22 protein-coding genes are annotated in these 25,842 nt (G+C 72.9%); 14 read left to right on the top strand and 8 right to left on the bottom strand.

Annotated features, from left to right (window positions below; all coding sequences use genetic code 11):
- The first annotated feature begins 147 nt into the window (after positions 1-147).
- Positions 148-1,014 (top strand): DMT family transporter, encoded by an 867-nt coding sequence (locus ACFVX6_RS18170; protein ID WP_389692555.1) that lies wholly within the window; start codon positions 148-150, stop codon positions 1,012-1,014.
- Positions 1,015-1,051: 37 nt separating this feature from the next.
- Here the strand turns inward: ACFVX6_RS18170 and ACFVX6_RS18165 are convergent, their stop codons facing one another.
- Positions 1,052-1,690: a hypothetical protein gene (locus ACFVX6_RS18165; RefSeq protein ID WP_389692553.1), complete on the bottom strand. Its 639-nt coding sequence runs from the start codon at positions 1,688-1,690 to the stop codon at positions 1,052-1,054.
- Positions 1,687-2,118: a GNAT family N-acetyltransferase gene (locus tag ACFVX6_RS18160; RefSeq protein ID WP_389692551.1), complete on the bottom strand. Its 432-nt coding sequence runs from the start codon at positions 2,116-2,118 to the stop codon at positions 1,687-1,689. The genes ACFVX6_RS18165 and ACFVX6_RS18160 overlap by 4 nt, the downstream gene beginning before the upstream one ends.
- Before the next feature lie 380 nt (positions 2,119-2,498).
- Between ACFVX6_RS18160 and ACFVX6_RS18155 the strand changes: the two genes are divergently transcribed.
- From ACFVX6_RS18155 to ACFVX6_RS18130, 6 genes are all read left to right on the top strand, one after another.
- Positions 2,499-3,839: a hemolysin family protein gene (locus tag ACFVX6_RS18155; protein ID WP_389692549.1), complete on the top strand. Its 1,341-nt coding sequence runs from the start codon at positions 2,499-2,501 to the stop codon at positions 3,837-3,839.
- Positions 3,836-4,855 (top strand): hemolysin family protein, encoded by a 1,020-nt coding sequence (locus tag ACFVX6_RS18150; RefSeq protein WP_389692547.1) that lies wholly within the window; start codon positions 3,836-3,838, stop codon positions 4,853-4,855. The genes ACFVX6_RS18155 and ACFVX6_RS18150 overlap by 4 nt, the downstream gene beginning before the upstream one ends.
- 82 nt (positions 4,856-4,937) lie before the next feature.
- Entirely contained in the window at positions 4,938-5,729 is a 792-nt protein-coding gene (locus ACFVX6_RS18145; RefSeq protein ID WP_389692545.1) for an SGNH/GDSL hydrolase family protein, read from the top strand.
- 141 nt (positions 5,730-5,870) lie between these two features.
- Entirely contained in the window at positions 5,871-7,304 is a 1,434-nt protein-coding gene (gene purB, locus ACFVX6_RS18140) for an adenylosuccinate lyase (protein WP_388495207.1), read from the top strand.
- Positions 7,301-7,861: a G/U mismatch-specific DNA glycosylase gene (gene mug, locus ACFVX6_RS18135; RefSeq protein WP_389692610.1), complete on the top strand. Its 561-nt coding sequence runs from the start codon at positions 7,301-7,303 to the stop codon at positions 7,859-7,861. The genes purB and mug overlap by 4 nt, the downstream gene beginning before the upstream one ends.
- 74 nt (positions 7,862-7,935) lie before the next feature.
- Positions 7,936-8,586 carry an HAD family hydrolase gene (locus ACFVX6_RS18130; RefSeq protein ID WP_389692608.1) on the top strand — a complete coding sequence of 217 codons (651 nt, stop codon included), beginning with the start codon at positions 7,936-7,938 and terminating at the stop codon, positions 8,584-8,586.
- A gap of 38 nt (positions 8,587-8,624) precedes the next feature.
- Here ACFVX6_RS18130 and ACFVX6_RS18125 read toward each other — a convergent pair whose 3' ends face one another.
- Together ACFVX6_RS18125 and ACFVX6_RS18120 are read right to left on the bottom strand one after the other, a co-directional pair.
- Positions 8,625-9,374 (bottom strand): ABC transporter permease, encoded by a 750-nt coding sequence (locus tag ACFVX6_RS18125; protein ID WP_389692543.1) that lies wholly within the window; start codon positions 9,372-9,374, stop codon positions 8,625-8,627.
- Between the two features lie 26 nt (positions 9,375-9,400).
- Positions 9,401-10,312 (bottom strand): ABC transporter ATP-binding protein, encoded by a 912-nt coding sequence (locus ACFVX6_RS18120; RefSeq protein ID WP_389692541.1) that lies wholly within the window; start codon positions 10,310-10,312, stop codon positions 9,401-9,403.
- A gap of 108 nt (positions 10,313-10,420) precedes the next feature.
- Between ACFVX6_RS18120 and ACFVX6_RS18115 the strand changes: the two genes are divergently transcribed.
- The 3 genes from ACFVX6_RS18115 to ACFVX6_RS18105 all read left to right on the top strand — a co-directional run bounded on the left by ACFVX6_RS18115 (position 10,421) and on the right by ACFVX6_RS18105 (position 13,539).
- Positions 10,421-11,614, top strand: coding sequence for a sensor histidine kinase (locus tag ACFVX6_RS18115; protein WP_389692539.1), 1,194 nt, complete (start codon positions 10,421-10,423; stop codon positions 11,612-11,614).
- Positions 11,615-11,618: 4 nt separating this feature from the next.
- Entirely contained in the window at positions 11,619-12,269 is a 651-nt protein-coding gene (locus ACFVX6_RS18110; protein WP_250740194.1) for a response regulator transcription factor, read from the top strand.
- 112 nt (positions 12,270-12,381) lie between these two features.
- A complete protein-coding gene (locus ACFVX6_RS18105; RefSeq protein WP_389692537.1) occupies positions 12,382-13,539 on the top strand; it encodes an ROK family transcriptional regulator in 1,158 nt (385 codons plus the stop codon).
- A gap of 131 nt (positions 13,540-13,670) precedes the next feature.
- Here ACFVX6_RS18105 and ACFVX6_RS18100 read toward each other — a convergent pair whose 3' ends face one another.
- Positions 13,671-14,432, bottom strand: coding sequence for a GntR family transcriptional regulator (locus tag ACFVX6_RS18100; RefSeq protein ID WP_389692535.1), 762 nt, complete (start codon positions 14,430-14,432; stop codon positions 13,671-13,673).
- A gap of 424 nt (positions 14,433-14,856) precedes the next feature.
- Here ACFVX6_RS18100 and ACFVX6_RS18095 point away from each other — a divergent pair, with 424 nt between their 5' ends.
- The 4 genes from ACFVX6_RS18095 (at position 14,857) to ACFVX6_RS18080 (ending at position 20,928) form a co-directional block, all read left to right on the top strand.
- Complete coding sequence (locus ACFVX6_RS18095) at positions 14,857-15,696, top strand: alpha/beta fold hydrolase (RefSeq protein ID WP_389692533.1); 840 nt, start codon at positions 14,857-14,859, stop codon at positions 15,694-15,696.
- Between the two features lie 137 nt (positions 15,697-15,833).
- The gene (locus ACFVX6_RS18090) at positions 15,834-17,432 is read left to right on the top strand and encodes an alkaline phosphatase D family protein (RefSeq protein ID WP_389692531.1); all 1,599 of its coding nucleotides are present in this window, start codon (positions 15,834-15,836) and stop codon (positions 17,430-17,432) included.
- A gap of 115 nt (positions 17,433-17,547) precedes the next feature.
- Positions 17,548-18,987, top strand: a complete 1,440-nt coding sequence (locus ACFVX6_RS18085; RefSeq protein ID WP_389692529.1) for a GNAT family N-acetyltransferase — start codon at positions 17,548-17,550, stop codon at positions 18,985-18,987.
- Positions 18,988-19,215: 228 nt separating this feature from the next.
- Positions 19,216-20,928: a DUF885 domain-containing protein gene (locus tag ACFVX6_RS18080; protein ID WP_389692527.1), complete on the top strand. Its 1,713-nt coding sequence runs from the start codon at positions 19,216-19,218 to the stop codon at positions 20,926-20,928.
- 100 nt (positions 20,929-21,028) lie between these two features.
- Here the strand turns inward: ACFVX6_RS18080 and ACFVX6_RS18075 are convergent, their stop codons facing one another.
- From ACFVX6_RS18075 to ACFVX6_RS18065, 3 genes are all read right to left on the bottom strand, one after another.
- Positions 21,029-21,532, bottom strand: a complete 504-nt coding sequence (locus ACFVX6_RS18075; protein WP_389692525.1) for a rhodanese-like domain-containing protein — start codon at positions 21,530-21,532, stop codon at positions 21,029-21,031.
- 100 nt (positions 21,533-21,632) lie between these two features.
- Positions 21,633-24,644 (bottom strand): AAA family ATPase, encoded by a 3,012-nt coding sequence (locus tag ACFVX6_RS18070; RefSeq protein ID WP_389692523.1) that lies wholly within the window; start codon positions 24,642-24,644, stop codon positions 21,633-21,635.
- Entirely contained in the window at positions 24,641-25,813 is a 1,173-nt protein-coding gene (locus ACFVX6_RS18065; protein WP_389692521.1) for an exonuclease SbcCD subunit D, read from the bottom strand. Before ACFVX6_RS18065 ends, ACFVX6_RS18070 begins: the two co-directional genes overlap by 4 nt.
- Between the last annotated feature and the right edge of the window lie 29 nt (positions 25,814-25,842).

Genomic DNA, 25,842 nt, shown 5'->3' with positions numbered 1-25,842 from the left:
CCCGCTTCCGCCGGCGGACCGGGCGGCGAGGCCCGTACGGGGTCCCGCCGCCCGGTCCGTGGGCCGGACGGGGGAACGGGCCGTGCCGCGCGGTCTCCCGGCGGTGTCGTGGTCGGGAGTCGGGTCGGGGCGGATGAGTATCGGCGGGTGGGCTTCCTCGTACCGGTCCTCTTCGCGCTGTTCGCAGCGCTCAGCAACGCGCTCGCGACCGTGCTCCAGCGGCGGGCGGCGCTCACCGTGCCGCAGAGCGACGGGTTCCGCTTCGGGCTGGTGCTCGACCTGCTGCGCCGGCCGCTCTGGATCGGCGGCATCCTGGCCGTGATCGCGGCCGGTGTCGGGCAGGCCGTGGCGCTCGCCACCGGCGCGCTGGCCCTCGTACAGCCGCTCTTCGTCCTGGAGCTGCCGCTCGCACTCCTGATCGCCTCGCTCGTGACGCGGACCCGGATGCCGGGGCCGCTCTGGCTCGCCGTGGGAGGAGTGGTGGCCGGGCTCGGGATCGTCCTGGTGGCCGCCTCCCCGACGGGGAACCGTACGGACGTTCCCGTCGACCGGTGGGTCCTGGCCCTGGCGGCGTGTGCGGTGGCGGTGGCGGCGCTCGCCGTGGTCGGCCTGCGGCGGCGGCCCGGCCGGATGCGGGCCGGATGCCTCGGCGCGGCCACCGCCGTCTGCTACGCGCTGACCGCCGCGCTGATGAAGTCGGCCATGCACGTGCTCGACGGGGGCGGCGTCGGCGCCTTCCTGCGCACCTGGGAGACGTACGCCTTCGCCGCAACGGGCATCTGCGCCCTCCTGCTCCTCGAACACGCCATGCAGGGCGGCCCGCTGGTCGCCTCGCAGCCCGCACTGACGCTCGGGGACGCGGGCGTCAGCGTCGCGCTGGGCGTGCTGCTGTACGAGGAACACCTGCGGACCCACTGGTGGTTGCTTCCGCAGCTGCTGGGCCTGTCCCTGATCTGCGCCGGCGTACTCGCCCTGGCCAGGGACGGCTCGGGGGCCGATGCCGACGCGACGTGAGCCGACGGCTCCGGCCCCCGAGCGGTCACCGGAGGGGTCAGTGGCCTCCGCGGGGCTCCAGGCAGCCGCCCTCGACGTACATCCCGTGGGCCTCCACGGTCAGCGGCGGGCCGAGCCGGCCCGTCACGCACGGGCCGCTCTCGGGGACCGACAGGACGAAGGAGACGTTCACCGCCCCGGATCCGTACACGCCCCCGGCGTCGAACCCGTACCCCAGCCCGGTCAGGACCGCGCGGAGCTCCTCCACCGTGTGCGGCGCGCCCTTCCCGCCGGGTCCTCCGGCCACCGCCGCCTTGATCCGTGCGGCGTGCGCGTCGCCCCGGCAGCGGGCCCCGGGGCTGAGCCGTGCCTGCTGCTTGTAGGCGTGGTTCTCCGCGTACTTGCGTGCCTCGGGATCCGCGGGCAGCTCTCCCGCCGGGGACCCGGGGCTCGCGCCGCCCGTCGCCACGTCGGCGCACCGTGCCGCGATCGCGGGGAACAGCGCGTCGTGGCGCGCGACCGCCGCGGCCGCCTGGGCGGCGTAGTCCACGGAGGGTGCCACGGACGGCGCAGGGGGCTCCGCCGCGTCCCCGGCCCCCGCGGTCCGCGTGCCGCAGCCGGTCAGTGCGATCGCTCCGGCGGCGAGGAGCAGGGCCCCGACCCGGGTGCGGATGCTGGTGCCGGTAGGAGGCGTCACGCCGTCTCCACCAGCGGCTTGACCCAGCGCCGCCAGTGATCCTCACGGTGGTAGCCGGCTGCGGCCCACGCCCGCTGCGCGCGTTCGTTCGCTTCGAGGACCATCGCGTCACCGCGGCGGCCCCCGACGGCGAGGAAGCGCCGTTCGGCCGCCTCCAGGAGCGCCGTGGCGATCCCTTGGCGACGACGGGACGGCAGTACGGCGAGCCGGTACAGGGAGGCCCGCCAGCCGTCCCAGCCGGCGATCACGGACCCGACGAGGACCCCGTCGCATTCCGCGAGGATCAGCGCCTCGGGATCACGGGTGACGAGCCGGGTCACGCCGTCCGCGTCGTCCGTGATCGACGTGCCCTCCGCCGCTTCCTTCCAGAAGGCGAGCACGGTCTCGGCATCGGCCGGCACGGCGGCCCGTATGTGCAGATCGGTCATGTCCCGGAGCCAAGCACGACCGCCCGGTGGCCCGCCACCGACTTCCGCCTGCCGAGACGTGCCGCGGGCGCACCCGCGCCCATCTCCCGGACGCCGACGCGGGTGGGATGCGAAGATCGTTCACATCCGACCCGTCAGGGCAGCACGTCGTCAGGGCATCACGCAGGGCATCGCGCCGTCAGGGCCGGGTGGGTCCGACGAAGAAACCATCCGCCCACTTTGCTCTTCCTTTACCCTATAGGCAGCTGTTCCTCTCCTCCCCCGAACGAAAGGTGTGAGCGTCCGTCCATGGGCGAGCCTCCCAGTCCCCTCCCTTCCCGTCCGCGACAGCGCGCGACGCACCTCCTCCTGGCTGATCATGGGACGGAGGTGAAGGACCGATGACCGAAGTGCTCCTGCTCGTCGTGGCGCTGCTGCTCTGCCTTGCCTGCGGAGTCTTCGTCGCGGCCGAGTTCTCGCTGACCACCATCGAGCGCAGCGAACTGGAACGGGCCGTCGAGCGCGGCGAGCGCGGCGCCGAGAGCGCCCTGGCCGCGGTCCGCAGCCTGACGTTCCAGCTCTCCGGCGCCCAGCTCGGCATCACCGTGACCGGCCTGGTCATCGGCATGATCTCCAAGCCCTCGATCGCCGCCCTCCTCAAGGGCCCTTTCGAGGCCATGGGACTGTCCGCCGGAGCGGCGTCCTCCACCGCCCTGATCCTCGGCACCGTGCTGTCGACCGTCGTCCTGATGGTCGTGGGCGAGCTCGTGCCCAAGAACTGGGCGATCTCCTCCCCGCTGGCCGTCGCCAAGCGGGTCGCCACCTTCCAGCGGGTCTTCAGCCGTGCCTTCAGGCCCCTCATCAGCCATCTGAACACCACGGCGAACCACATGGTCCGCCGGTTCGGCATGGAGCCCGCCGAGGAGCTCGCCTCGGCACGCACCCCGCAGGAGCTGGCGGCCCTGGCCCGGCACTCCGCGAGGTCTGGCGCCCTGGAGAAGGACACCGCCGAACTGTTCATGCGGACCTTGAACCTCGCCGACCTGACCGCGGAGAACGTCATGACCCCGCGGGTCCAGGTCACCGCCCTCGACCTGCAGACCACCGCCGAGGACGTGGCGAACGCGACGCTCGCCACCGGCCTCTCCCGGTTCCCCGTCTACCGGGGCAGCCTCGACAGCGTCGTCGGCACCGTCCACATCAAGGACGTACTGGCCCTGCCGGCGGAGGAACGGCACCGCACCCCGGTGTCGCAGCTGCTGCGCGAACCCCTCCTCGTACCGGAGTCGCTGACCGTGGACCGGCTGCTGGACCGGCTGTCCGGGAAGCAGACGATGGCCGTGGTCATCGACGAGTACGGCGGCACGGCCGGCGTGGCCACGCTGGAGGACATCGTCGAAGAGGTCGTCGGCGAGGTCCGCGACGAGCACGACCCCCACGAGACCCCCGACCTGGCCCCGGCCGGCGAGGACGGCGCCGGGCGCAGCCTGTTCTCCGCGGACGGCTCCGCGCGCACCGACCAGCTCCAGCGGATCGGGCTGCGCGTGCCGGACGGCCCGTACGAGACGCTGGCCGGTCTGATAGCCAACGAGCTGGGCCGGATCCCGATCGTCGGCGACAGCCTGGAGCTCGACGGCTGGCGCCTGGACGTGGTGGACGCGAGTGGGCGGCGGGCCGCGCGGGTGCTGTTGCACGTGCCGGTCGAACCGACCCCCGGTGATGGTGTGGAGGAGGCCCGATGACCGCCGTCCAGTTGCTGATCGGCCTGGCGACCCTGGTCGTCAACGCCTTCTTCGTCGGCGCGGAATTCGCCATGATCTCCGTGCGGCGCAGCCAGATCGAGACGTACGCCGAGCAGGGCGACCGCAGGGCGCGCGCCGTGCTGTGGGGCCTGGAGCACGTGTCGGCGCTCATGGCGGCGGCCCAGCTGGGCATCACCCTGTGCACCCTGGTGCTGGGCGTGGTGGCCGAGCCGGCCATCGCCCACCTGCTGACCCCGGCGTTCGACTTCTTCGGGGTGCCGTCCGGGCTGACCCACGCGATCTCCTTCGCAGTGGCGCTGGCCCTCGCCACGTACTTGCACATGCTCTTCGGCGAGATGCTGCCGAAGAACGTCGCGCTGGCCGAGCCGGTGCGGACCGCCCTGCTGCTGGGTCCGCCGCTGGTGACCCTCGCCCGGGGGCTGAAGCCGGTCATCTTCGCGATCAACGCCTTCGCCAACACCCTGCTGCGCCTGCTGCGGGTGGAGGTCAAGGACGAGGTCGCGGCGACCTTCTCGGACGACGAGCTGGCCCGGATCGTCAAGGACTCCAGCGACGCGGGACTCATCGACGACCGTGCGAGCGAGCGGCTGCACGACGCCCTGGAACTGGGGCGGCGGCCGGTGACCGATGTGGTGCTGCCGGCGGACCGGGTGGTTCCGGCCCGCGAGGGCATCACCCCGGCGGGACTGGAGCGACTGTCGGCCGAGTCGGGGTACTCCCGGTTCCCGATGATCGATGCACAGGGCCGGATCCTGGGATACCTGCACGTCAAGGACGCGCTGGACGCGACGGAGCGGGACGAGCCCTTCCCGGTCACCGCGCTGCGGCCGATCGCGCAGGTCCGGGCGGAGACTCCGCTGGACGACGCGCTGACCGCGATGCGGCGCAGCCGTACGCACCTGGCGGCGGTGCTCGGTCCGGACGGGGTCATGACGGGCCTGGTCACGATGGAGGACGTGCTGCGGGAGTTGTTCGGCCGGCCCGCTTCGACGTAGCGGCAGGAGCGCGGCGCGTTGCGCGCGGTACCCCGGCCCCGTCTGCGGGACGGGGGTACCGCGCGGTAGCATCGCTCCCGCCATGGAGATGAATGTGCGTTACACCAGTTTCGTCGCGGTCGGCGACTCCTTCACCGAGGGCATGTCGGACCTGCTCCCCGACGGCTCCTACCGGGGCTGGGCCGATCTGCTCGCCGGCCGCCTCGCCGCCCGCGAGCCGGGCTTCCGCTACGCGAACCTCGCGGTCCGCGGCAAGCTGATCGGGCAGATCGCCGGGGAGCAGGCGCCCGCGGCCGCCGAGATGGGCGCCGATGTGGTGACCCTGGTCGGCGGGCTCAACGACGCCCTGCGCCCCAAGGTGGACATGGGCCGGGTGCGCGGGCACCTGGAAGAGGCCGTCGGCCTGCTGGCGCCTTCGTGCGGGACGCTGGTCCTGATGCGCTCGCCGGGCCGCAACGGCCCCGTGATGGAACGTTTCCGCCCGCGCATGGAAGAGCTCTTCGTCATCATCGAGGAGCTCGCCGCGCGGCATGGCGCCCTCGTGGTCGACCTGTACGGGTCCTCCGCGCTCGGCGATCCGCGGATGTGGGACGTGGACCGGCTGCACCTGACGGCCGAAGGCCACCGCAGGGTTGCGGAGGCGGTCTGGCAGACCCTGGGCCTGCCGCCCGAGGCGGACTGGAACGCCGAGCTGCCGCCCGCCGTGGCCCCCGGCTGGACCGCGCGCCGCTCGCAGGACCTCAGCTTCGCCCGACAGCACCTGCTCCCCTGGGTCGGCCGCCGCCTGACGGGCCGCTCCAGCGGGGACGGCAGGCCCGCCAAGCGCCCCGAACTGCTGCCGCACGAGGCTCCGGCGGGCGACCGGCTCGTCTAGCCCACAGGGGGGCCGCGGGGGCCGGGCCCACCCCGGGCCAGCCCCCATCCACCCCCGCCCGCTCTCGTAGCAAGGCACAATCCAGGCCGGGTCCCCTACCTGCGTAAACGCACAGCCGAGGCCCAAGTAGAATCCCTACACGTGACTGCCAAGCCCCGCATCCCCAATGTCCTGGCCGGCCGCTACGCCTCTGCGGAGCTCGCCGTCCTGTGGTCCCCCGAGTACAAGGTGACGCTGGAGCGGCGGCTGTGGCTCGCCGTGCTCCGCGCCCAGAAGGATCTCGGCATCGAGGTCCCCGACGAGGCCCTCGCCGACTACGAGCGCGTCCTGGAGACCGTCGACCTCGCCTCCATCGCCGAGCGCGAGAAGATCACCCGGCACGACGTGAAGGCCCGCATCGAGGAGTTCAACGCCCTCGCCGGCCACGAGCACGTCCACAAGGGCATGACCTCCCGCGACCTCACCGAGAACGTCGAGCAGCTCCAGATCCGGCTCTCGCTGGAACTGATCCGGGACCGCACGGTCGCCGTCCTCGCCCGCCTCGGCAAGCTGGCCGGCGAGCACGCCGAGCTGGTCATGGCCGGCCGCTCCCACAACGTCGCCGCTCAGGCGACCACCCTGGGCAAGCGCTTCGCCACCGCGGCCGACGAGCTGCTGGTCGCGTACGGCCGCCTGGACGACCTGCTGACCCGCTACCCGCTGCGCGGCATCAAGGGCCCGGTCGGCACCTCGCAGGACATGCTCGACCTGCTGGGCGGCGACGCCGCGAAGCTGGCCGACCTGGAGCAGCGGATCGCGGCCCACCTCGGCTTCGGCCAGGCCTTCACCTCGGTCGGTCAGGTCTACCCGCGCTCGCTCGACTACGACGTGGTCACCGCCCTGGTACAGCTGGCCGCGGCACCCTCCTCCATCGCCAAGACGATCCGCCTGATGGCCGGCCACGAGCTGGTGACCGAGGGCTTCAAGCCCGGCCAGGTCGGCTCCTCCGCGATGCCGCACAAGATGAACACCCGCTCCTGCGAGCGCGTGAACGGCCTGATGGTCATCCTGCGCGGTTACGCGTCGATGACCGGCGAGCTGGCCGGCGACCAGTGGAACGAGGGCGACGTCTCCTGCTCCGTGGTCCGCCGGGTCGCGCTGCCCGACGCGTTCTTCGCTCTCGACGGCCTGATGGAGACCTTCCTGACGGTCCTCGACGAGTTCGGCGCCTTCCCCGCCGTCGTGGCCCGCGAGCTGGACCGCTACCTCCCCTTCCTGGCCACCACCAAGGTCCTGATGGGCGCCGTGCGGGCCGGGGTGGGCCGCGAGTCCGCCCACGAGGTCATCAAGGAGCACGCGGTGGCCTCCGCGCTCGCCATGCGCGAGCAGGGTGCCGAGCGCAACGAGCTGCTGGACAAGCTGGCCGCCGACGAGCGCATGCCGCTGGACCGGGCCCAGCTGGACGCCCTGATGGCCGACAAGCTCTCCTTCACCGGCGCGGCGGGCGACCAGGTCGCCGCGGTGGTCTCGCGCATCGAGGAGATCACCAAGGAGCACCCCGAGGCCGCGGGCTACACCCCCGGGTCGATCCTCTGACCCCCGAAGAGCTGAACGCCGCCCGTGACCGCGTCCTCCCGGACGTGGTCACGGGCGGTCTTCGTGTCCTCTTCTGCGGCATCAACCCGGGCCTCCTCTCCGCCGCGACGGGCCACCACTTCGCCCGCCCCGGCAACCGCTTCTGGCCGGTCCTGCACATGTCTGGCTTCACCCCGCGGCTCCTCTCCCCCGCCGAGCAGGAGGAACTGCCGACCTATCGCCTCGGCATCACGAACGTCGTGGCCCGCGCCACGGCCCGCGCCGACGAGCTGAGCGCCGAGGAGTTCCGCGAGGGCGGCCGCATCCTGACGGCCAAGGTGGAGCTCCTGCGCCCCCAGTGGCTGGCCGTGGTCGGAGTCACCGCCTACCGCACCGCCTTCGGCGACCGGAAGGCCCAGATCGGCCCCCAGGACCGGACCATCGGCGCCACCCGGATCTGGGCCCTGCCCAACCCCAGCGGCCTCAACGCCCGCTGGACCGCCGCCGCCATGGCCCAGGAGTACGCCCGCCTCCGCACAGCCGCCGAACACCCGGGCCCCGCCGACGCCGACTCGTAGACCACCCGCCTTGATCGCCTCCTAGATCACCCGTCCCCGCGGTCGTCCGGAGGGTTGTCTATTCTCCGGGGATGATCATCAGGCCGATAGAACTCGTGATATTCGACTGCGACGGGGTTCTCGTCGACAGCGAACGGATAGCCGCCCGCGTGCAGGTCTCCCTCGGAGCGGAGCTCGGCTGGCCCCTCACCGAGACCGAGGTCGTCGAGCGCTTCATCGGGCGCTCCTCCGTCTCCATCCGCGAACAGATCACCGAACGGCTCGGTCCGCAGACGGCCGACCTCTGGTGGGACCTGTTCGAGGAACGTCACCGGGAGGCGGTGGACCACGCCCTGTCCCCCGTCGAAGGGCTGCCGGAGGCGCTCGACGCGATCGACCTGCCGACGTGTGTCGCATCCAGCGGCTCCCACGAGAAGATGCGGCACACCCTCGGCCGCACCGGCCTCTATGAACGGTTCGAAGGCCGCATCCACAGCGCCACCGAGGTCTCCCGCGGCAAGCCCGCCCCGGACCTCTTCCTGTACGCCGCACAGCGGATGGGTGTGGATCCCGCCGCCTGCGCGGTCGTCGAGGACAGCCTGCCCGGCGTCCGGGCGGCCCGCGCCGCCGGGATGCGCGCCTTCGGCTACGCCGGCGGGCTGACCCCCGCCGATCAGCTCGAAGGCCCCGGGACGGTCGTCTTCGACGACATGCGCCGACTCCCCGCCCTCCTCGCCGACCACTGACCCCGCCGGGCGGCGGGGTCCGGGCAGCCGGTCCGGCGTCAGGCGTCCCGCCGCCGCACCGACAGCCATCCGCCGGTCACCGCGACCAGCGCCCACAGCGCAAGCACTCCGAGACCGGCCCAAGGAGCGAGGCCCCCCGAGGTGTCCAGCCGCATCATCATCTGACCGGCACGGTCCGGCAGGTAGCCGGCAACGCCCTCGGAAGCCTGACCGAGAACGAACGGCAGGATCAGCACGAAGGGTATGAGCAGGCTCAGGACGGCTGAAGCGCTACGCAGCACCGCCGTCAGTCCGGCCGACAACAGGGCCATCAGCGCGAGGTACGCGCCGCAGCCGAACATCGCACGGTAGGTGCCCGGGCTGCCCAACTCCAGGGTGTACGGGCCCATGAAAGCCTGTCCGCCGACGAAGGTGGCCACTGCGGCGAGCTGGCCGACCAGGAAGGCGAGCCCTCCCACCATGACCATCTTCGACAGGTAGAGCCGCGTACGGTTCGGCACCGCGGTCAGCGACGTGCGCAGGGCGCCGTTGTGGAATTCCGCGGACAGTGCGGTCGCACCGAAGGCGAAGGCCGCTATCTGGCCGAAGTTGAGGCCGTAGAAGGCCGCGAGGAGCGGATCCTCCCCCAAGCTGCCTTCCTCTGCCGTGCCGATCAGCGAGGCCGTCAGCACCTGGATGCCCACCGTGGCGGCGAAGACGGCTATCAGCGCCCCGAAGGTGCCGCGCAGGGACCGTATCTTGATCCATTCCGAGTGCAGGACGGGGACGGTGGGCAGAGCGGTGCTCATGGGGAGGCCTCCTTGGAAGGGGTGGGTCAGCGGGTGGCGGCGAACTGGGCGCTGTCCGCGGTGAGATCGAGGTAGGCCTGCTCCAGGGAGGCCCGCTCGTCGATCAGTTCCAGCATCGCAATGCCTTCGCGGGCGGCGATGACGCCGAGTTGCTCGGCCTGTATGCCGTCCACGGTCCACCGCCCGCCCTCGGCGGTGACCAGCTCGAAGTCGTCCCGGGCCAGGGTGGCCCGGAGCCGGACGGGGTCCGTGGTGCGCAGCCGGACCCTCGGGGTGCTGCGGGCGTCGATGAACTCCTCTATGGAGGTGTCGGCCAGCAGCCTGCCCCGCCCCAGCACGATCAGGTGGTCGGCGAGGGCCGCCGTCTCGGTCATCAGGTGGCTGGAGACGAGGACCGTGCGCCCCTCGGCGGCCAGGCCGCGCATGAGCTCGCGGATCCAGATGATGCCCTCGGGGTCGAGGCCGTTGGTGGGCTCGTCCAGGAGGAGCACTTCCGGGTCTCCGAGCAGCGCGGCTGCTATGCCGAGGCGCTGACGCATGCCCAGGGAGAAGGTCTTGATCCGCCGCTTGGCCGCCGAGGCTATCCCCGACTGCTCCAGGACCGCTTCCACCCGGCTCATCGGGATGCGGTTGGCCGCGGCGAGGAAGCGCAGGTGGTCGCGTGCCGTGCGGCCGCCGTGCGCCGACTGCGCGTCCAGCAGGGCCCCGACCTGGTGGAGGGGATCGGGGAGTTCGGTGAACCGCCGGCCGCCGATGGTGGCCGTCCCGGAGGTGATCCGGTCCAGGCCGAGCAGCAGCCTCATCGTGGTCGACTTGCCGGCCCCGTTGGGCCCGAGGAAGCCGGTGACGCGGCCGGGCATGACATCGAAGGTGAGGTGGTCCACGGCCCGGGTCCGGCCGAATTCCTTGGTCAGTTCTCGGATCTCGATGCTGTTCATGTCTCAAGGTTCGCCGCCGGCACCACCCCTCTTCCTCCCCCATGCGAGGGTTCCTTCTCCCCCACGTGGGGGAGGAGCCGCACCGCCCCGAACTGCGACGATGAGGGGATGCACCGACTGTTCCGCGCCGCGCTGCGCCCAGTGACCTACTCCCGCTGGGTGCATCTGTGCGTGCCCATGCTGATGCTGGCCATGTGGATGTTCATAGGGCCCGAGGCTCCGTGGGTGCCGATGCTGCTGGTGATACCGATGGGGCTGCTGCCTTGGATGCGCCTGGCCGAGGGACTCCAGGCGCAGTTCCTCCTCGCTCCGCACGAGCGCACCGCGCCGGGCGATCGAGAGGCCGAGGAGCAGAGTTTCAGCACCGTCGCCTCCAAGCGGTGGAGCGACCGGTGGCGGACCCTGTTGTGGCTGGAAATACGGCTCGTCGTCGGGCTGGTCGCCATATTCGCCACGGTGTGGCTGCCCGTACTGACGGTCCAGCTGGTCAGGACCGGCCTCGGCGGGACGGTCATCGACGACCGGCTGGTGCCCGCCGGCCTCCCGACTTGGGCGGCCTGGGCACTGGCTCCGCTGCCCCTGGTCCTCCTGATCGTCGTCGTGGTCCTGCTCGGCGACATGATCACGGCCATCGCCCGTCGGCTCCTGGGCCCCTCGGCCGCGGAGCGGCTCACCGCCCTGGAGGTGCGCACCGAGCAGCTGTTGGAGCGCACCCGCATCGCGCGGGAGCTGCACGACTCCATCGGCCACGCCCTGACCGTGGCCGTCGTCCAGGCCGGGGCCGCGCGGGCGGCGGGCGATCCGGAGTTCACGGACCGCGCGCTGAGCGCGATCGAGGAGACGGGCCGGGCCGCGCTGGAGGACCTGGACCGGGTGCTGCGCATCCTGCGCGAGTCCGGTCAGCGGCCGTCCCAGCGGCCGACCCTGGCGGAGGCCGACCGCCTGCTCGAGTCCGCGCGCGCCTCCGGCGCCACCGTCGACGCGCAACTGGTCGGCCCGCTCGACCAGTTGCCCGACCCGGTGAGCCAGGAGGGGTACCGGATCCTGCAGGAGGCGCTGACCAATGTGCTGCGGCACTGCGGTCCCGTACCGGTGCGGGTGCGGATCGGCATGGTCGCCGACCGGCTGGACCTGGAGGTGACCAATCCGCTGCCGGACCGGCCTTCCGTCATGACCGGCGGCGGAACCGGACTGCGCGGGATGCGGGAGCGGGCCGCACTGCTCGGCGGGGAGACCGAGACCGGGCTGTACAAGGGGGGTTGGAGGGTGCGCACGCGGCTGCCGCTGGAGCGAATACGCTGACCGGATGCCGGTTACCGTACTGCTCGTCGACGACGAACCCCTGGTGCGCGCGGGGCTGCGCGCCGTCCTGGACGCCCAGCCCGACATCGAGGTGATCGGCGAGGCCGCCGACGGCGCCGCGGTGGTCCCGCTCGTGCGGCAACTACGCCCCGACGTCGTGGCGATGGACGTGCGGATGCCGCTGCTCGACGGCATCGAGGCGACCCGCGCGGTCCTGCGGAGCGTGGACTCGCCGCCGAAGATCCTCGTGGTCACCACCTTCGAGAACGACGAGTACGTCTACCAGGCGCTGCGGGCCGGCGCGGACGGGTTCCTGCTGAAGCGGGCCCGTCCGTCGGAGATCGTGCACGCGGTCCGGCTGGTGGCGGAGGGGGAGACGCTGCTCTTCCCTTCGGCGGTCCGGTCGCTGGCCGCCGAGTACGGGAACCGTCAGGCGCGGACGGTGCTGGAGCGGGCGGCGCTGACCGAGCGCGAGGAGGCCGTGCTCCGGCTGATGGCCAAGGGGCTGACCAACATCGAGATCGCCCGCGAGCTGATCGTGGGCACCGAGACGGTGAAGTCCCACGTCAGCGCGATCCTGGCGAAGCTGGGGGCGCGGGACCGCACCCAGGCCGTGATCACCGCGTACGAGTCCGGGTTCGTCGCTCCCGCATGACCGGCCCACGAGGGGAAAGGCTGATTCCGGCCGATGGGGGGCCGCTTCTCGCCGCCGCGGCCGGTGCGCAGTACGATCCGGCTGACAAGCTCGCTAGCTGGGAGGACACACGTTGGGGCAGCTGACCGGCGGGGACCCCTCTCTGCTGCGGCGGATCAACTCCGCCGTGGTGCTGCGGGCCCTGCGTGCGGCCGAATCGCCGACGCTCACTGACCTCACCCGGGTCACCGGGCTCTCGCGGCCCACCGTCGAGGGAGTCGTCGAAGGGCTCATCGGGACGGGCCTGGTCGTCGAGGCGGGCGCGGAGGAGGGTGCGCGGCGCCAGGGGCGCCCGGCCAGACGGTTCCGCTTCCGCGCGGAGGCGGGGCACCTGCTCGGCGTGGAGATCGGCGCGCACCGGATCGCGGTGCTGCTGTCCGGACTGGACGGCCGGGTGATCGGCGCCGGCACCAAGGAGGTCGCCGAGACGGCCTCCGCCGACGAGCGGCTCGAACGGGTCCGCGGTGCGGTGGCCGACCTGCTGCGTCGCGCCGGGGTGCCCCGGGACTCCCTGCGGGCGGTCGGTGTCGGCAGCCCCGGGATCGTGGAGGCCGACGGCACCGTACGCCTCGGCACGGCCCTGCCCGGCTGGACCGGGCTGCCGCTCGGGGAACGGCTCCGGCGCTCGTTCCGCTGCCCGGTGCAGGTGGAGAACGACGCCAACGCCGCGGCGGTCGCCGAGCACTGGAAGGGCGCCGCGACCGACACCGACGACATGGTCTTCGTGATGGTCGGGCTCAGCCCCGGAGCGGGCTCCCTGATCGGGGGCCGGCTGCACCGCGGCTTCGGCGGGGCGGCCGGGGAGATCGGCGCACTGCACCTGCTGGGACGCGAGGTCACGCCCGAGAAGCTGCTGTCGACGACCGGCGAACCGCTGCACCCGCTGGACGAACGGGCGGTGGCGGAGGTCTTCGCGATGGCCAAGCGCGGGGACGTGGGGGCGGTGGCAGCGGTGGAGCGGTTCATCCAGCGGCTGGTCCACGACGTGGCCGCGCTGGTCCTGGCGATGGATCCGGAGCTGGTCGTGGTCGGCGGCTGGGCGGCCGGGCTGGACGGGGTGCTGGATCCCCTCCGCCGGGAACTGGAGCGGTACTGTCTGCGCCCGCCGCGCGTGGCACTGTCCCGGTTGGGCGAGGCGGCGGTGGCCACGGGAGCCTTGCGGTTGGCGCTGGACCACGTGGAGGAAGAACTGTTCGCGGTGGAGAAGACGGTCACCGCCCGGCGCCGCTGATCCCCTCCGGGGACGCAGAGCGGGGCCACCACTGTGTGGCGGCCCCGGTCAGCAGGTGGTCAGGACGCGACCCGTGGACGTGGTCGGAAAGCGACTCGTGGACGTGGTCGGAAAGCGACTCGTGGACGTGGTCAGGAAGCGACCCGCGTGTCGTGGGTGATCTGCACGTCGCCCGAGTCACCGAAGGTCAGCCGGCAGGTGTCCGCCCGGTAGGTGGCCACCGAGACGGCCGCCGTGCCCGCCGCCGTGAAGTAGCGGGTGGTGACCAGCAGGACCGGGGCGCCGGGCAGGCGGTCCAGTTCCTTCGCGTCCTCGGCGCGGGCGGAGCCGAGCTCCACCGAGCGGTCCTGTCCGTCGAGGACCAGCTTCTGCAGCTCGCGCATGACGGCGCGGGCACGCGCCGGACCGGCCGGGGCGTCGATCTCGGAGAGACCCGGCACCGAGGAGGCCGGCACGTACAGCAGCTCGGCCGCGAGGACCTGGCCCTGCTCGACGCGGCTACGGCGCACCGCGAGCACCATCTCGCCGGGGGTGGTCCCGAGGAGCTTCAAGAGGGCCGGGGGCAGCACGGCCTCCTCCGCCGCGTCCACGGGCTCCCACCCGTCGACGCTCTCGCCGGGCCAGCTGTGCTGCGCACCGCCGACGTCGACGCCCACGCGCGGCGGGGCGACGGTGGTGCCGACGCCCCGGCGGCGCTGGAGGCGGCCTTCGAGCTCGAGCTGCTCCAGGGCCTGGCGCAGGGTCGCCCGGGCGACACCGAAGCGGGCGGCGAGCTCGCGCTCGTTCGGCAGGATCTCGCCCACGGCGAAGTCCTGGTCGAGCGCCTCACTGAGGACGGTCTTGAGGTGCAAGTACTTCGGCTCCGGCACCGATTCGAGCTGCATGGTCCCCACCCTGACTCCTCCTGCAATCGCCGCACTCGCCGTGTTCCAGCGTGAGTTCCGCGCCTTTGTTTATTAAAGGTTCCTGCACTATGCCTGCGACGATAGGACGGCGCACCCCCTTGGTCAAGACCAATGCTCACCGCTTTACCGGGCAGATCGGGCATATGCATCACCTTGTTCACGGGATGTTCGCGAGCACCGCCGAAGACACGCGGAAGACGTCACGGAAGTCACCCCGAAAGACCCCTCGAAAGACCCCCCGGAAGACCCCTCCGTAGACCCCTCGGAAGTCCTGCGGACGCCCCCCCGAAGACCACCGCGAAAGCCGAAGTCCCGCCTCCAGGGGCTACCGGGCGGTAACCGGCCGAGAGACACTACTGACAAGCCGTCTCACACGGCCGCCGAAGCCGCCCGACCCCCGACGAGGAGCAGCATGACCGCCACGGTCTCCTTCACGATCGATTCGCCGCTGGGCCCCCGCACCACCACCGCCGCCTACGAGCGCAAGGGCGCGGGCGAGCCGCTCCTGCTGCTCCACGGCATCGGCCACCACCTCCAGGCCTGGCGCCCGGTGACCGGCGTCCTGGCCGCCGAGTACGACGTGATCGCCGTCGACCTGCCCGGCTTCGGCGTCTCGGAGCCGCTGCCGCACGGGGTTCCGTACGATCTGGGCACCATCGCCACGGCGCTGGGCGCGCTCTGCACGGCGCTCGGGATAGAGCGGCCGCACATCGCGGGGAACTCCCTCGGCGGGCTGCTCGCCCTGGAGATGGGACGCATCGGCCTGGCGCGCTCGGTCACCGCCCTCTCCCCCGCCGGGTTCTGGTCCGAGGGGGAACGTCGCTACGCCTTCACCGCACTGCGTGCGATGCGTGCTGGCGCCGGCGCGCTGCCCCGCTCCGCCGTGGAACGGCTCGCCCGCAGCGCCGCCGGACGCGCCGCGCTCACCGGCAGCATCTACGCGCGACCGGGACGGCGTTCGCCCGGCTCCGTGGTCGCCGAGACCGTCGCCCTGCGCGAGGCCACCGGCTTCGATCAGACCCTGGCCGCGGGCGGCTCCGTACGGTTCACCGCGGATCTGCCCGGTCTGCCCGTCACCATCGCCTGGGGCAGTCGCGACCGGCTGCTCCTGCGCCGCCAAGGCGTCCGCGCCAAGCACACCATCCCCGGCGCGCGCCTCGTCAGGCTCCCGGGCTGCGGCCACGTCCCCATGAACGACGACCCGGCCCTGGTAGCCCGCGTCATCCTGGACACAACCAAGCTCGCCCGATGAGGTGTTGACGGGGCGTCGGCCGTGCGCACCAGTGTTCACGCATGGTTCGCATGCACGACGTGGGCGGTCCGGTGTACGGCCGGTGTACGGCGGCACACTGGTCCGGCCCGTCCCCGCCGGCCTCTGGAGACGCACCGATGGCACCTCTGCCGCACACCCGACGCTCCCTGCTCGGCGGTTCCCTCGCCGTTCCGGTGGGCCTCGCCCTGTCCAGCGCCCTCACGGGCGCCCTCGCCACGCCCGCCCACGCGGCGGCGCCCGCCTTCGTCCGATCGGACCGCCCGAACGCCTTCTGGGGGGTCCAGTCCGGCGAGATCACCGCCCACTCGGCCACCGTCTGGACGCGTTCGGACCGGCCCGCGCGGATGTACGTCGAGACCTCCCCCAGCGAGTCGTTCCGCTACGCCGTCCGCCGCCACCGCGGTCCGCTGCTCGGCCCGGACACCGACTTCACCGGCACCACCACCCTGCGCGAGCTCCCGCCGGGACAGCAGATCCACTACCGGGTGCTCCTCGCCGACCCCGACGATCCGCGCCGCAGCGGCGAGCCGGTCCACGGCACCTTCCGGACCACCCCCGCCTCCCGCCGCCGCGACGTGCGCTTCCTGTGGTCCGGGGACCTCGCCGGCCAGGGCTGGGGGATCAACCCGGAGCTCGGCGGTTACCGCGTCTTCGACGAAATGCGGCTGAGGGACCCCGACTTCTTCCTCTTCAGCGGGGACACCATCTACGCCGACGGGCCGATCCAGGCCTCGGTACCGCTGCGCGACGGAACCCTGTGGCACAACGTGACCACCGAGGAGAAGGCGAAGGTCGCCGAGACCCTCGCCGAGTACCGGGGCAACTTCCGCTACAACCTGCTCGACCGCAACCTGCGCGATTTCAACGCCCAGGTGCCGGTCCTCGCCCAGTGGGACGACCACGAGGTGCGCAACAACTGGTACCCCGGCCAGATCCTCGACGACCCCCGCTACACCGTGAAGGACGTCGATACCCTCGCCGGCCGGGCCCGCCGGGCCTTCGGCGAGTACTTCCCGGTCACCGACCTGCGCGGCGGCCGCGCCGAGGGGCGGATGTACCGGGTGATGCGCTACGGGCCGCTGCTCGACGTGTTCGTCCTCGACATGCGCACCTACCGCGACGCGAACTCCCCCGGCCGCCAGACCGACGACCCCATCGGCATCCTCGGCCCCGAGCAGCTGGCCTGGATCAAGCGCGAGCTGTCGCGCTCCCGGGCCACGTGGAAGGTGATCGCCGCCGACATGCCGCTGGGCATCGTGGTGGCCGACGGGGCCGCGAACTTCGAGGCCGTCGCCCAGGGCGACCCCGGCGCGCCGCTCGGGCGCGAACTGCAGATCGCCGAGCTGCTGCGCCACATCAAGCACCAGCGCATCACCGGCACCCTCTGGCTCACCGCCGACGTCCACTACACGGCCGCGAACCACTACGCACCCGAGCGGGCCGCCTTCACCGACTTCGCACCCTTCTGGGAGTTCGTCTCGGGCCCCATCGGCGCGGGCGGGTTCCCCGCCGGCCGGCTGGACGCCACCTTCGGCCCGGAGATGGTCTACGTCCAGTCCGGACCCTTCGCCAACATGTCCCCGTCCGAGAACCCCCCGTACTACGGGGAGGTCGAGATCGACGGGGAGGGCGGCGAGCTCACCGTCCGGCTGCGCCGCCAGGGAGGCGGCGTACTGTTCACGCGGACCCTCCAGCCCGGACGGGTGGGGCAGTAGGGTTCGATATCTGAAATCAGCCGGAAAACAGGGCGAAATCGGCCAGATGGATCCTTAACCAGTCGGTCACAGATCGTTCGTGATCACGCAACACCCCTGCGTCACAGTGGTCTGCATGACTGAGCGTATTCCTGCCTCTGCCCACCGTCCCCACCGCCACCACTGGCGCCGCGACGTCGTCGAACTCGCCGCTCTCTTCTGCGCCGTCGCGGTCGCCGACGCCATCGCCAATCTCGTCGTGCACGGTCCCCGGGGCCCGGTGCTGCTCGTCGCCTCGGCCGTCGCACTCCTGGTCACGGCGGCGTTCCACACCTGGTGGGCACGCCGCCACAGCCATGCGCCGCCGCCCACGGACACCGCGCTCCCGGACCCGGCCACGGGGACGGGGACCGGGGCGGTCGCGGAGGAGGCCGGTACGGACACCCCGCCGGCCTCCGTCCTGTGGCGGATGCGGACGACCGTGCGCGACGAGCCCGGCAGCCTCGCCGCGCTCTGCACCGCCCTCGCCCGCAGCGGGGTCGACATCCTGACCCTGCAGACGCACCCCCTCCCCGAGGGCGGCACGGTGGACGAGTTCCTGCTGCGCGCACCGCAGCAGCTCCCCTCCGCCGACCTCACCCGGGCCATCGCCGGCGCCGGCGGCCAGAGCACCTGGATCGAGCGCGCCGACGCCCACGACTTGGTCGACACCCCGACCCGCGTCCTGGGGCTGGCCACCCGCACCGCGCTGGACGCCGCCGAGCTGCCGCTCGCCCTGCGCCAGTTGCTCGGCCGCTGCACCATCCACTCGATCCCGGCGACCACCCTCTCCGGGCGCCCCAACGCCGGCGCCGACGCGCCCGTCGAAGGCGTCCTGGAGGCCACGGTCATGCGGCTGCGCGATCCGTCCGGCGGTGCCATCACCATCGAGCGGCCCTACCTGCCCTTCACCCCGACCGAGTTCGCCCGCGCCCGCGCGCTCGTCGAGCTGGACGCCCGGCTCGGGCCGCGGGTCCCGCGCAGCCGCGACGTACTGACCCTCCCCGAGGGCAACGAGATCACCGTCCGCCGCGCCGACGGCTCCGACCTGCCCGCGGCCCGCGCCATGCACGACCGCTGCTCGGAGCGCACCCTCGGCCTGCGCTACCACGGCCCCGTCGCCGACGCCGACCGCTACCTCGGCCACCTGCTGAGCCCGCGCTTCGGCCGCACCCTCGCGGCGACCACCGCCTCCGGCAAGCTCGTGGCCCTCGGCCACCTGCTCTGGGACGGCGACGAGACCGAGGTGGCGCTGCTCATCGAGGACGACTGGCAGCGCCGCGGCATCGGCTCCGAGCTGCTGGGCCGGCTGATCGGGATGGCCGTCGAGGCCGGATGCGACAGCGTGTACGCCGTCACCCAGGCCCAGAACACCGGCATGGTCGCCGCCATGCGCGGCCTCGGCCTCCCCCTCGACTACCAGATCGAGGAGGGCACCCTGGTGATCACGGCCCGGCTGGACGCGACCCCGGTCAGCTCCCGGCTGCCGTACGAGCTCCCGGGCGAATCCCGCGGCCTGCCCCGCGGCCGGCAGTAAGTCGGAGCCACCCGCCAGCCACCCCGGCCCGCTCCTGAAGTCACCGACGGAGACCGCCCTTACCCGTACGGGGAGCGTCGAGAGCCCTCGTAGCAGCAGGTGCGCGGCCGGCCGCTGCAGGACGGGGTCGTTATTGCCGCCTACACCAGCCTGCTGACGATCTTCGCGTCAGCAGGCTGGCGATCTTTGGTGATGACGCGGACCCGTCCCGCATACGAAGATGTCCACATGTCAGACATCATCACCAGTGACAGCACCGCACGGCTGCCCCGTCAGGTCGCCGATGCCTACGTCGACGACCTCATCGCCATCGACCCGATCATGGGCACCTATCTCGGTGTCGCCGCGAGCTCCGGCAAGCTCCCGGACCTCTCCCCCGCGGGCCGCGCGGCGGCCGCCGAACTCTCCCGCGCCACCCTCGCGAAGCTCGACGCCGCCGAGCTGCTGCCGGGCGCCGACAGCGACGCCGAGCGCCGCTGCGCCCGGCTGCTGCGCGAGCGGCTCACCGCCGAACTCGCCGTCCACGAGGCCGACGAGGACCTGCGCGCGGTCAGCAACATCCACTCTCCCGCGCACTCGGTCCGCGAGATCTTCTCCCTGACCCCGGCCGAAACCAACGAGGACTGGGCCGCGATCGCCGAGCGGCTGCGCGCCGTACCGACCGCGTACGCGGGCTACCGCGAGTGCCTCGCGCTCGGCCTGGACCGCGGCCTGTTCGGGAGCCCGCGCCCCACCGTCACCTTCATCGAGCAGCTCACCGCCTGGGCCGGCGAGGACGAGAGCGCCGAGGGCAAGGGCGGCTACTTCGTCGAGTTCGCCGCCGCGGGCCCACAGACCCTGCGCGCCGAGCTCGACGAGGCCGCCGCCGCCGCGACCGCTGCCGTCGTGGAACTGCGCGACTGGATGCGGGACGTGTACGCCCCCGCGGTCGAGGGCAAGCCCGACCCGGTGGGCCGGGAGCGCTACGCCCGCTGGTCGCGCTACTTCAACGGCACCGACCTGGACCTCGACGAGGCGTACGCCTACGGCTGGTCGGAGTACCACCGCCTGCTGGCGGAGATGAAGACGGAAGCCGCCAAGATCCTGCCGGACGCCGGTCCCTGGGAGGTGCTCAAGCACCTGGACGAGCACGGCACGCACATCGAGGGCGTGGACGAGGTCCAGGCCTGGCTGCAGGGCCTGATGGACGAGGCCATCGAGAACCTCGACGGCACGCACTTCGAACTCGCCGAGCGGGTCAAGCGGGTGGAGTCGCGGATCGCGCCGCCCGGCGGCGCCGCGGCCCCGTACTACACGAACCCGTCCGAGGACTTCTCCCGTCCGGGCCGCACCTGGCTGCCGACGATGGGCCAGACCCGTTTCCCCGTCTACGACCTGGTCTCCACCTGGTACCACGAGGGCGTTCCGGGCCACCACCTCCAGCTGGCGCAGTGGACGCACGTGGCGGACCAGCTGTCCCGCTACCAGGCCAGCGTCGGCCTCGTCAGCGCCAACGCCGAGGGCTGGGCGCTGTACGCGGAGCGGCTCATGGACGAGCTGGGCTACCTCAAGGACGCCGAGCAGCGCCTCGGTTACCTGGACTGCCAGATGATGCGCGCCGCGCGGGTCATCGTGGACATCGGCATGCACCTGGGTCTGGAGATCCCGGCGGATTCGCCGTTCCACCCGGGCGAGCGCTGGACCGTGGACCTGGCGCAGGAGTTCTTCGGCCTGCACAGCGGCCGGCCGGGCGACTTCGTCGAGAGCGAGCTGACCCGCTACCTGTCCATGCCGGGCCAGGCGATCGGCTACAAGCTGGGCGAGCGCGCCTGGCTGCTGGGCCGCGACAACGCGCGTGCCGCGCACGGTGATTCCTTCGACCTGAAGGCCTGGCACATGGCGGCCCTGTCCCAGGGTTCGCTGGGCCTGGACGACCTGGTGGACGAGCTGTCGAAGCTCTGACCGCCGGGATCCGCACCACGGACGGGCGGACGGGCCGGCTCCGCGAGGGAGCCGGCCCGTCCGTCCGTGCAAGCGTCGGCCGGTCTTCAGCAGCCGGTCTTCAGCAGCCGCAGTCGTCGGAGTCCGTGGGGGCGGTCAGCGGGTCGGCCTCGGCGCGCTGCTCGCGGCCCTGCCAGGTCTCGACCTCGAAGCCCTCGCGGATCCAGTACTCGATGCCGCCGAGCATCTCCTTGACCTGGAACCCGAGCTGGGCCAGGGCGAGCGCGGAGCGGGTGCCGCCGTTGCAGGCGGGGCCCCAGCAGTACGTCACCACGGGAACGTTCTTGTCGAGGAGGCGCTCCGCCTGCTCGGCGACGAGGGCGTTCGGGAGGTGGACGGCCCCGGGCACGTGGGCCTGGTCCCAGGAGGGGGTGGAACGGGAGTCGACGAGCTGGAAGCCGAGCTCGGCGCCCTCCTCCCGGTGGGCCTTGAAGGCGGCGGCGACGTCCGAGACGTCGGCGTGGAAGGCGAGGGCGGCCGCGAAGTAAGCGGCGGCCGCGGCCGGTGCGGCCGGGGGGACCCGCAGGACGGGGTTGGCGGAAACCGGGGAGTTCGTGGTCGTCATACCGAGAAATCTACAATTTGTTGATCACGTCCCGGAGAGGGCCTCCCCCGGAGGACCGACATGTCCACGGGGGCCGCTTTCACCCCGTTGACCAGGTGTTTCAGCCTGTTCCGCCCGCCGTGCGGTGCCGTACCACCGAGCCTCCGCGCTGCTTGACGATCTCCAGCTGGGCCTGCACCCGGGTCCGCAGGTCGGCGACGTGGCTCACGATGCCGACGCTGCGGTCGCGTTCGCGCAGCGAGTCCAGCACGTCGAGCACCTCGTCCAGCGCCTGGTCGTCGAGGCTGCCGAAGCCCTCGTCGATGAAGAGGGTGTCGAGCCGCATGCCGCCCGCCTCGTCGGTGACCACGTCGGCCAGGCCCAGCGCGAGGGCGAGCGAGGCGAAGAAGGTCTCGCCGCCGGAGAGCGTGGCGGTGTCCCGCTCGCTGCCGGTCCAGGCGTCGACCACGTGCAGCCCGAGTCCGGAACGCCCTCGTCCGCTCGCCTTGGCGTCCGAGTGCAGCAGGGTGTAGCGGCCGCCCGACATGCGCAGCAGCCGTACCGTGGCCGCAGCGGCGACCTGTTCGAGCCGGGCCGCGAGCACGTAGGCCTCCAGCCGCATCTTGCGCTCGTTGTCCGCGGAGGTGCCCGCGGTGAGCCCGGCGAGCCGGGCCACCCGTTCGTAGGCCTCGCGCAGCGGTCCCAGGGAGCGCAGCTCCCGCTCCGCCTGGAGGGAGAGCCCGTCGAGGTCCTTGCACCGGACCCGGGCCGCGTCCACGGCGGACCCGGCCGTACGAAGCTTCGCGGCGGCCAGCGCCGCATACGCCTCGGCCGCCTCCGGCGCGGCCGGGGGCAGGGCCGCCGCCGCGGCGGTGTCGCTCTCGCCGAGGCGGTCGGCCAGCATGGCCTCCTCCGCCTGCCAGGCGTCCGTGCGGCGTTGGAGCGCGCTGCGTTCGTACTCGGGGAGCACGGCCTCGGCCGCCTCCTCGGTGGTGTCGAAGCCGGCCTTGAAGGCGGCGTCGGCGAGCTGGTCGTCGGCTTCCTTCAGCCGGGCGGCGGTGGTCTCGGCCCGGCGCAGCGAGGCGGCCGCCGCCGTGACCATGCGGACCCGGTCCTCCAGGACTCCGGCGCGGGCCGCGACGCTGGGAGCGTCCGCCCGCACGAGGGCCAGCTCCGCTTCCAGCGAGGCCTGTTCCCGGTCGAGCGCCTCGCGGCGCGAGGCCCTGGCTGCGGCCCGGGCCTCGGCTTCGCTGCGCTCGGCACTGCGCACGGCGTGCTCCCGCTCGGCGCGGGCCAGCCGCTCGCGGGCGGTGTGCAGTCCGGCGGCCGCGGCGTGCGCCTCGGCGTGACGGGTACTCAGCCCGGAGGTGAGTTCCAGGAGTTCGGCGGTGGTGGCCTCACCCGCGGCGGCCGCGGCCTCGGCGCGGGCCTCCCGGACGGCGGCCAGCCTGCGCTCGACGCCGGCCCTGCGCTCCTCGGCCCCCTCGAAGCGGGCCTGCGCCGCCTCCTCGGCGGCCCGGTCGACGTGACCGGGGGCGGGCCGGGCCGGAGCGGGATGCTCCGCTGCCCCGCACACGGTGCAGGGCTCCCCCGCCACCAGGGCGGCGGCGAGTTCGGCGGCGATCCCGCGCAGCCGGGTCTCCTTGAGCTCGAGCCAACGCTCCCGGGCGGCGGCCGACTCCTCGCGGGCGGTGAGCAGTTCGCCCGAGGCCTGCTCCGCGTCGGCGTCGAGGGCGTCGCGCCGCCGGGCGGCGTGCAGGTGCAGCCGGGCGGGCTCCAGCTTGCCGGCGAGCTGCTCGGCCAGGGTCGCGGCCTGCTGGGCGGCGTCCGCGCGCCCGGACAGCTCGGTCCGGGTGGCATCCCAGCGGCCGAGCCACTCGGCGGTCTCCTGCTGCTGCTCCTCGGCGGCCCGGGACTCCCGTTCCAGGTCGGCCCGTTCGCGGCCGATCTCGGCGCTGCGCTGCTCGGAGCGGCGGGCGGCTCCGAGGGCTCCCAGATCCTCGCGCAGCCGCTGCTCGACCGCGGCCAGCTGCTCGGTCCCCGCCTCGGCGAGCTGCGGCGGCAGCTCCGCCCGGGCCACCGACTCCGCGTGCGCGGCGGCCATGTGGGCGCCGGCGGCGGCTCCGCGCAGCTCCAGGGCGGGGGCGACCAGGGCTCCGCGCCGGGCCCGGTCGAGCAGGGCGCGCACCCGCTCCCGCTCCGGACCGGCCTCGGTGAGCAGGGCCGCCCGACGGGTGGTCTCCGCGTGTCGGCGCTGCAGCCGGTCGAGCTCCCGCTCCTCCTCGGCGGCCCGCCGGGCGGCGTGGTACCGCCCCTCGACGGCGGCGAGGGCGTACTCGGCGACGGTGAGCCGCTCCCGGGCGGAGCAGCGCGCGACGGCGGCCCAGGCCCGGATCGCCCCGGCCAGCCCGGGATCGCCCGGCTGGTGCCGGGGCAGCGGCCAGGCGCGCAGGTCGGCGGCGTCCCCGGCGGCCTGGGCGAGCCGCTGGGCGGTGTGCAGCACCTGCTCGTCACCGGCGCGGACCTTTGCCTCGGCGGCGCGACGGCGCTCGCCGAGGAGGGTTTCGACGGCGGCGAAGCGGCGGGTGTCGAAGAGCCGGCCCAGCAGTCGGCCGCGTGCCACTTCGTCGGCCCGCAGGAAGCGCGCGAACTCCCCTTGCGGCAACAGCACGACCTGGCAGAACTGCTCGCGGCTCATGCCGAGCAGCTGCTCGATCTCCTCACCGATCTCCTGGTGGGACCGGCTCAGCGCGTCCCACTTCTCCCCGTCGTACTCGCGCAGCCAGCTCTGCGCCTTGTCCTTCGTCGTCCCGGTGCCGCGCTTCTTGGGCCGGTCCTGTTCGGGGCGCCGGGTGATCTCCAGGCGCCGCCCGGCCGCGGTGAGTTCGAGGGTGATCTCGGTCGGGGTGTCGGAGGCCGCGTGATCGCTGCGCAGGCTGGTGCCCGGGGCCTGCCGGGAGCCGGGGACGGATCCGTACAGGGCGTAGCAGACGGCGTCCAGGACGGAGGTCTTGCCCGCGCCGGTGGGACCGTGCAGCAGGAAGATCCCGGCGCCGGAGAGGGCGTCGAAGTCGATCTCCTGGGGTTCCGCGAAGGGCCCGAAGGCGGTGATGCGCAGCCGGTGCAGCCTCATCGGTGGGTCTCCTGCCGGCTGTCCTCGGCCCGTACCTCGTCGAAGGCACCTTGGAGGACGTCCCGTTCGGCCTCGTCGGAGAAGCCACCGCCCCCGCGCACGTGGGCGACGAAGTCCTCGGCGATCTCCCGGTCGCTGCGGCCCTTGAGGCGCTGGGCATAGGACCCGCCGGCGTCCTCGCTACGGCCCTCGGGGTCGAAGGCGAGGCTCAGAACATGGGGGAACCGCGCGGCGAGCCGGGCCATGGGGTCCTCGGGCCGAATGGCGTCGGTGAGGGTGGCTTCCACCCAACAGTCCTCGTACCGGGCGTACGCCCCCTCGGAGAGCAGCTCCTCCAGGGGCCCCCGCACCCGGGCCAGCCCGCGCGGCACGGGGGTGTCGACCCGCTCGGCACTCACGATCTCCCCGCCCTCCCCCATCTCCACGAGCCACATGCTCTTGCGCTGATCGGCTTCGGAGAAGGAGTACGCGAGCGGGGAGCCGGAGTAGCGGACCCGTTCGTTGATCGTCTGGCAGCCGTGCAGGTGGCCGAGGGCGGCGTAGTCGACCCCGTCGAAGACGGAGGCCGGCACGGCCTCTACGCCCCCGACGGTGATGTCGCGCTCACTGTCACTGGCCTGCCCGCCGGTGACGAAGGCATGGGCGAGCACAACAGACCGCGTCCCGGGCGCCCGCTCGGCCAGATCCGCCCGGATCCGGTCCATGGCCGCACCGAGCACGGCCTCGTGGCTCACCTTCCCGGCACCGAACTCGTCCTTGACCAGCGCGGGCTCCAGGTACGGCAGGCCGTACAACGCCACGTCACCGTGTACGTCGGCCAGCACCACGGGGTCGGCACACCCGGCGGGGTCGGTCCTGAGATGGATCCCGGCCCGTCCGATCAGCCCGGCCGCGACACCGAGTCGGCGGGCGGAGTCATGGTTCCCGGAGATCATCACGGTGGGCACACCAAGATCGGCGAGCCGGTGCAGGGCCTGGTCGTACAGCTCCACGGCAGGCAGCGGAGGGACGGCCCGGTCATAGACGTCACCGGCCACAAGCACGGCGTCGACCTCGTGCTCCCGCACGGTCTCGACGAGGTGATCGATAAAAACGGCCTGGGCACCGAGCAGGTTCACGCGGTGGAAGCTCCGCCCCAGATGCCAGTCGGAGGTGTGCAGGAACTTCACTCGCCGGCACCGCCGCGCATACCGTCTCC

This window comes from Streptomyces sp. NPDC058289 (assembly GCF_042880975.1).
In the GTDB taxonomy this organism is placed as follows: Bacteria; Actinomycetota; Actinomycetes; order Streptomycetales; family Streptomycetaceae; genus Streptomyces; species Streptomyces stoeckheimensis.
The sequence above is the reverse complement of the archived record's forward strand: the minus strand, read 5'-3'. Positions and strand labels throughout refer to the sequence as shown.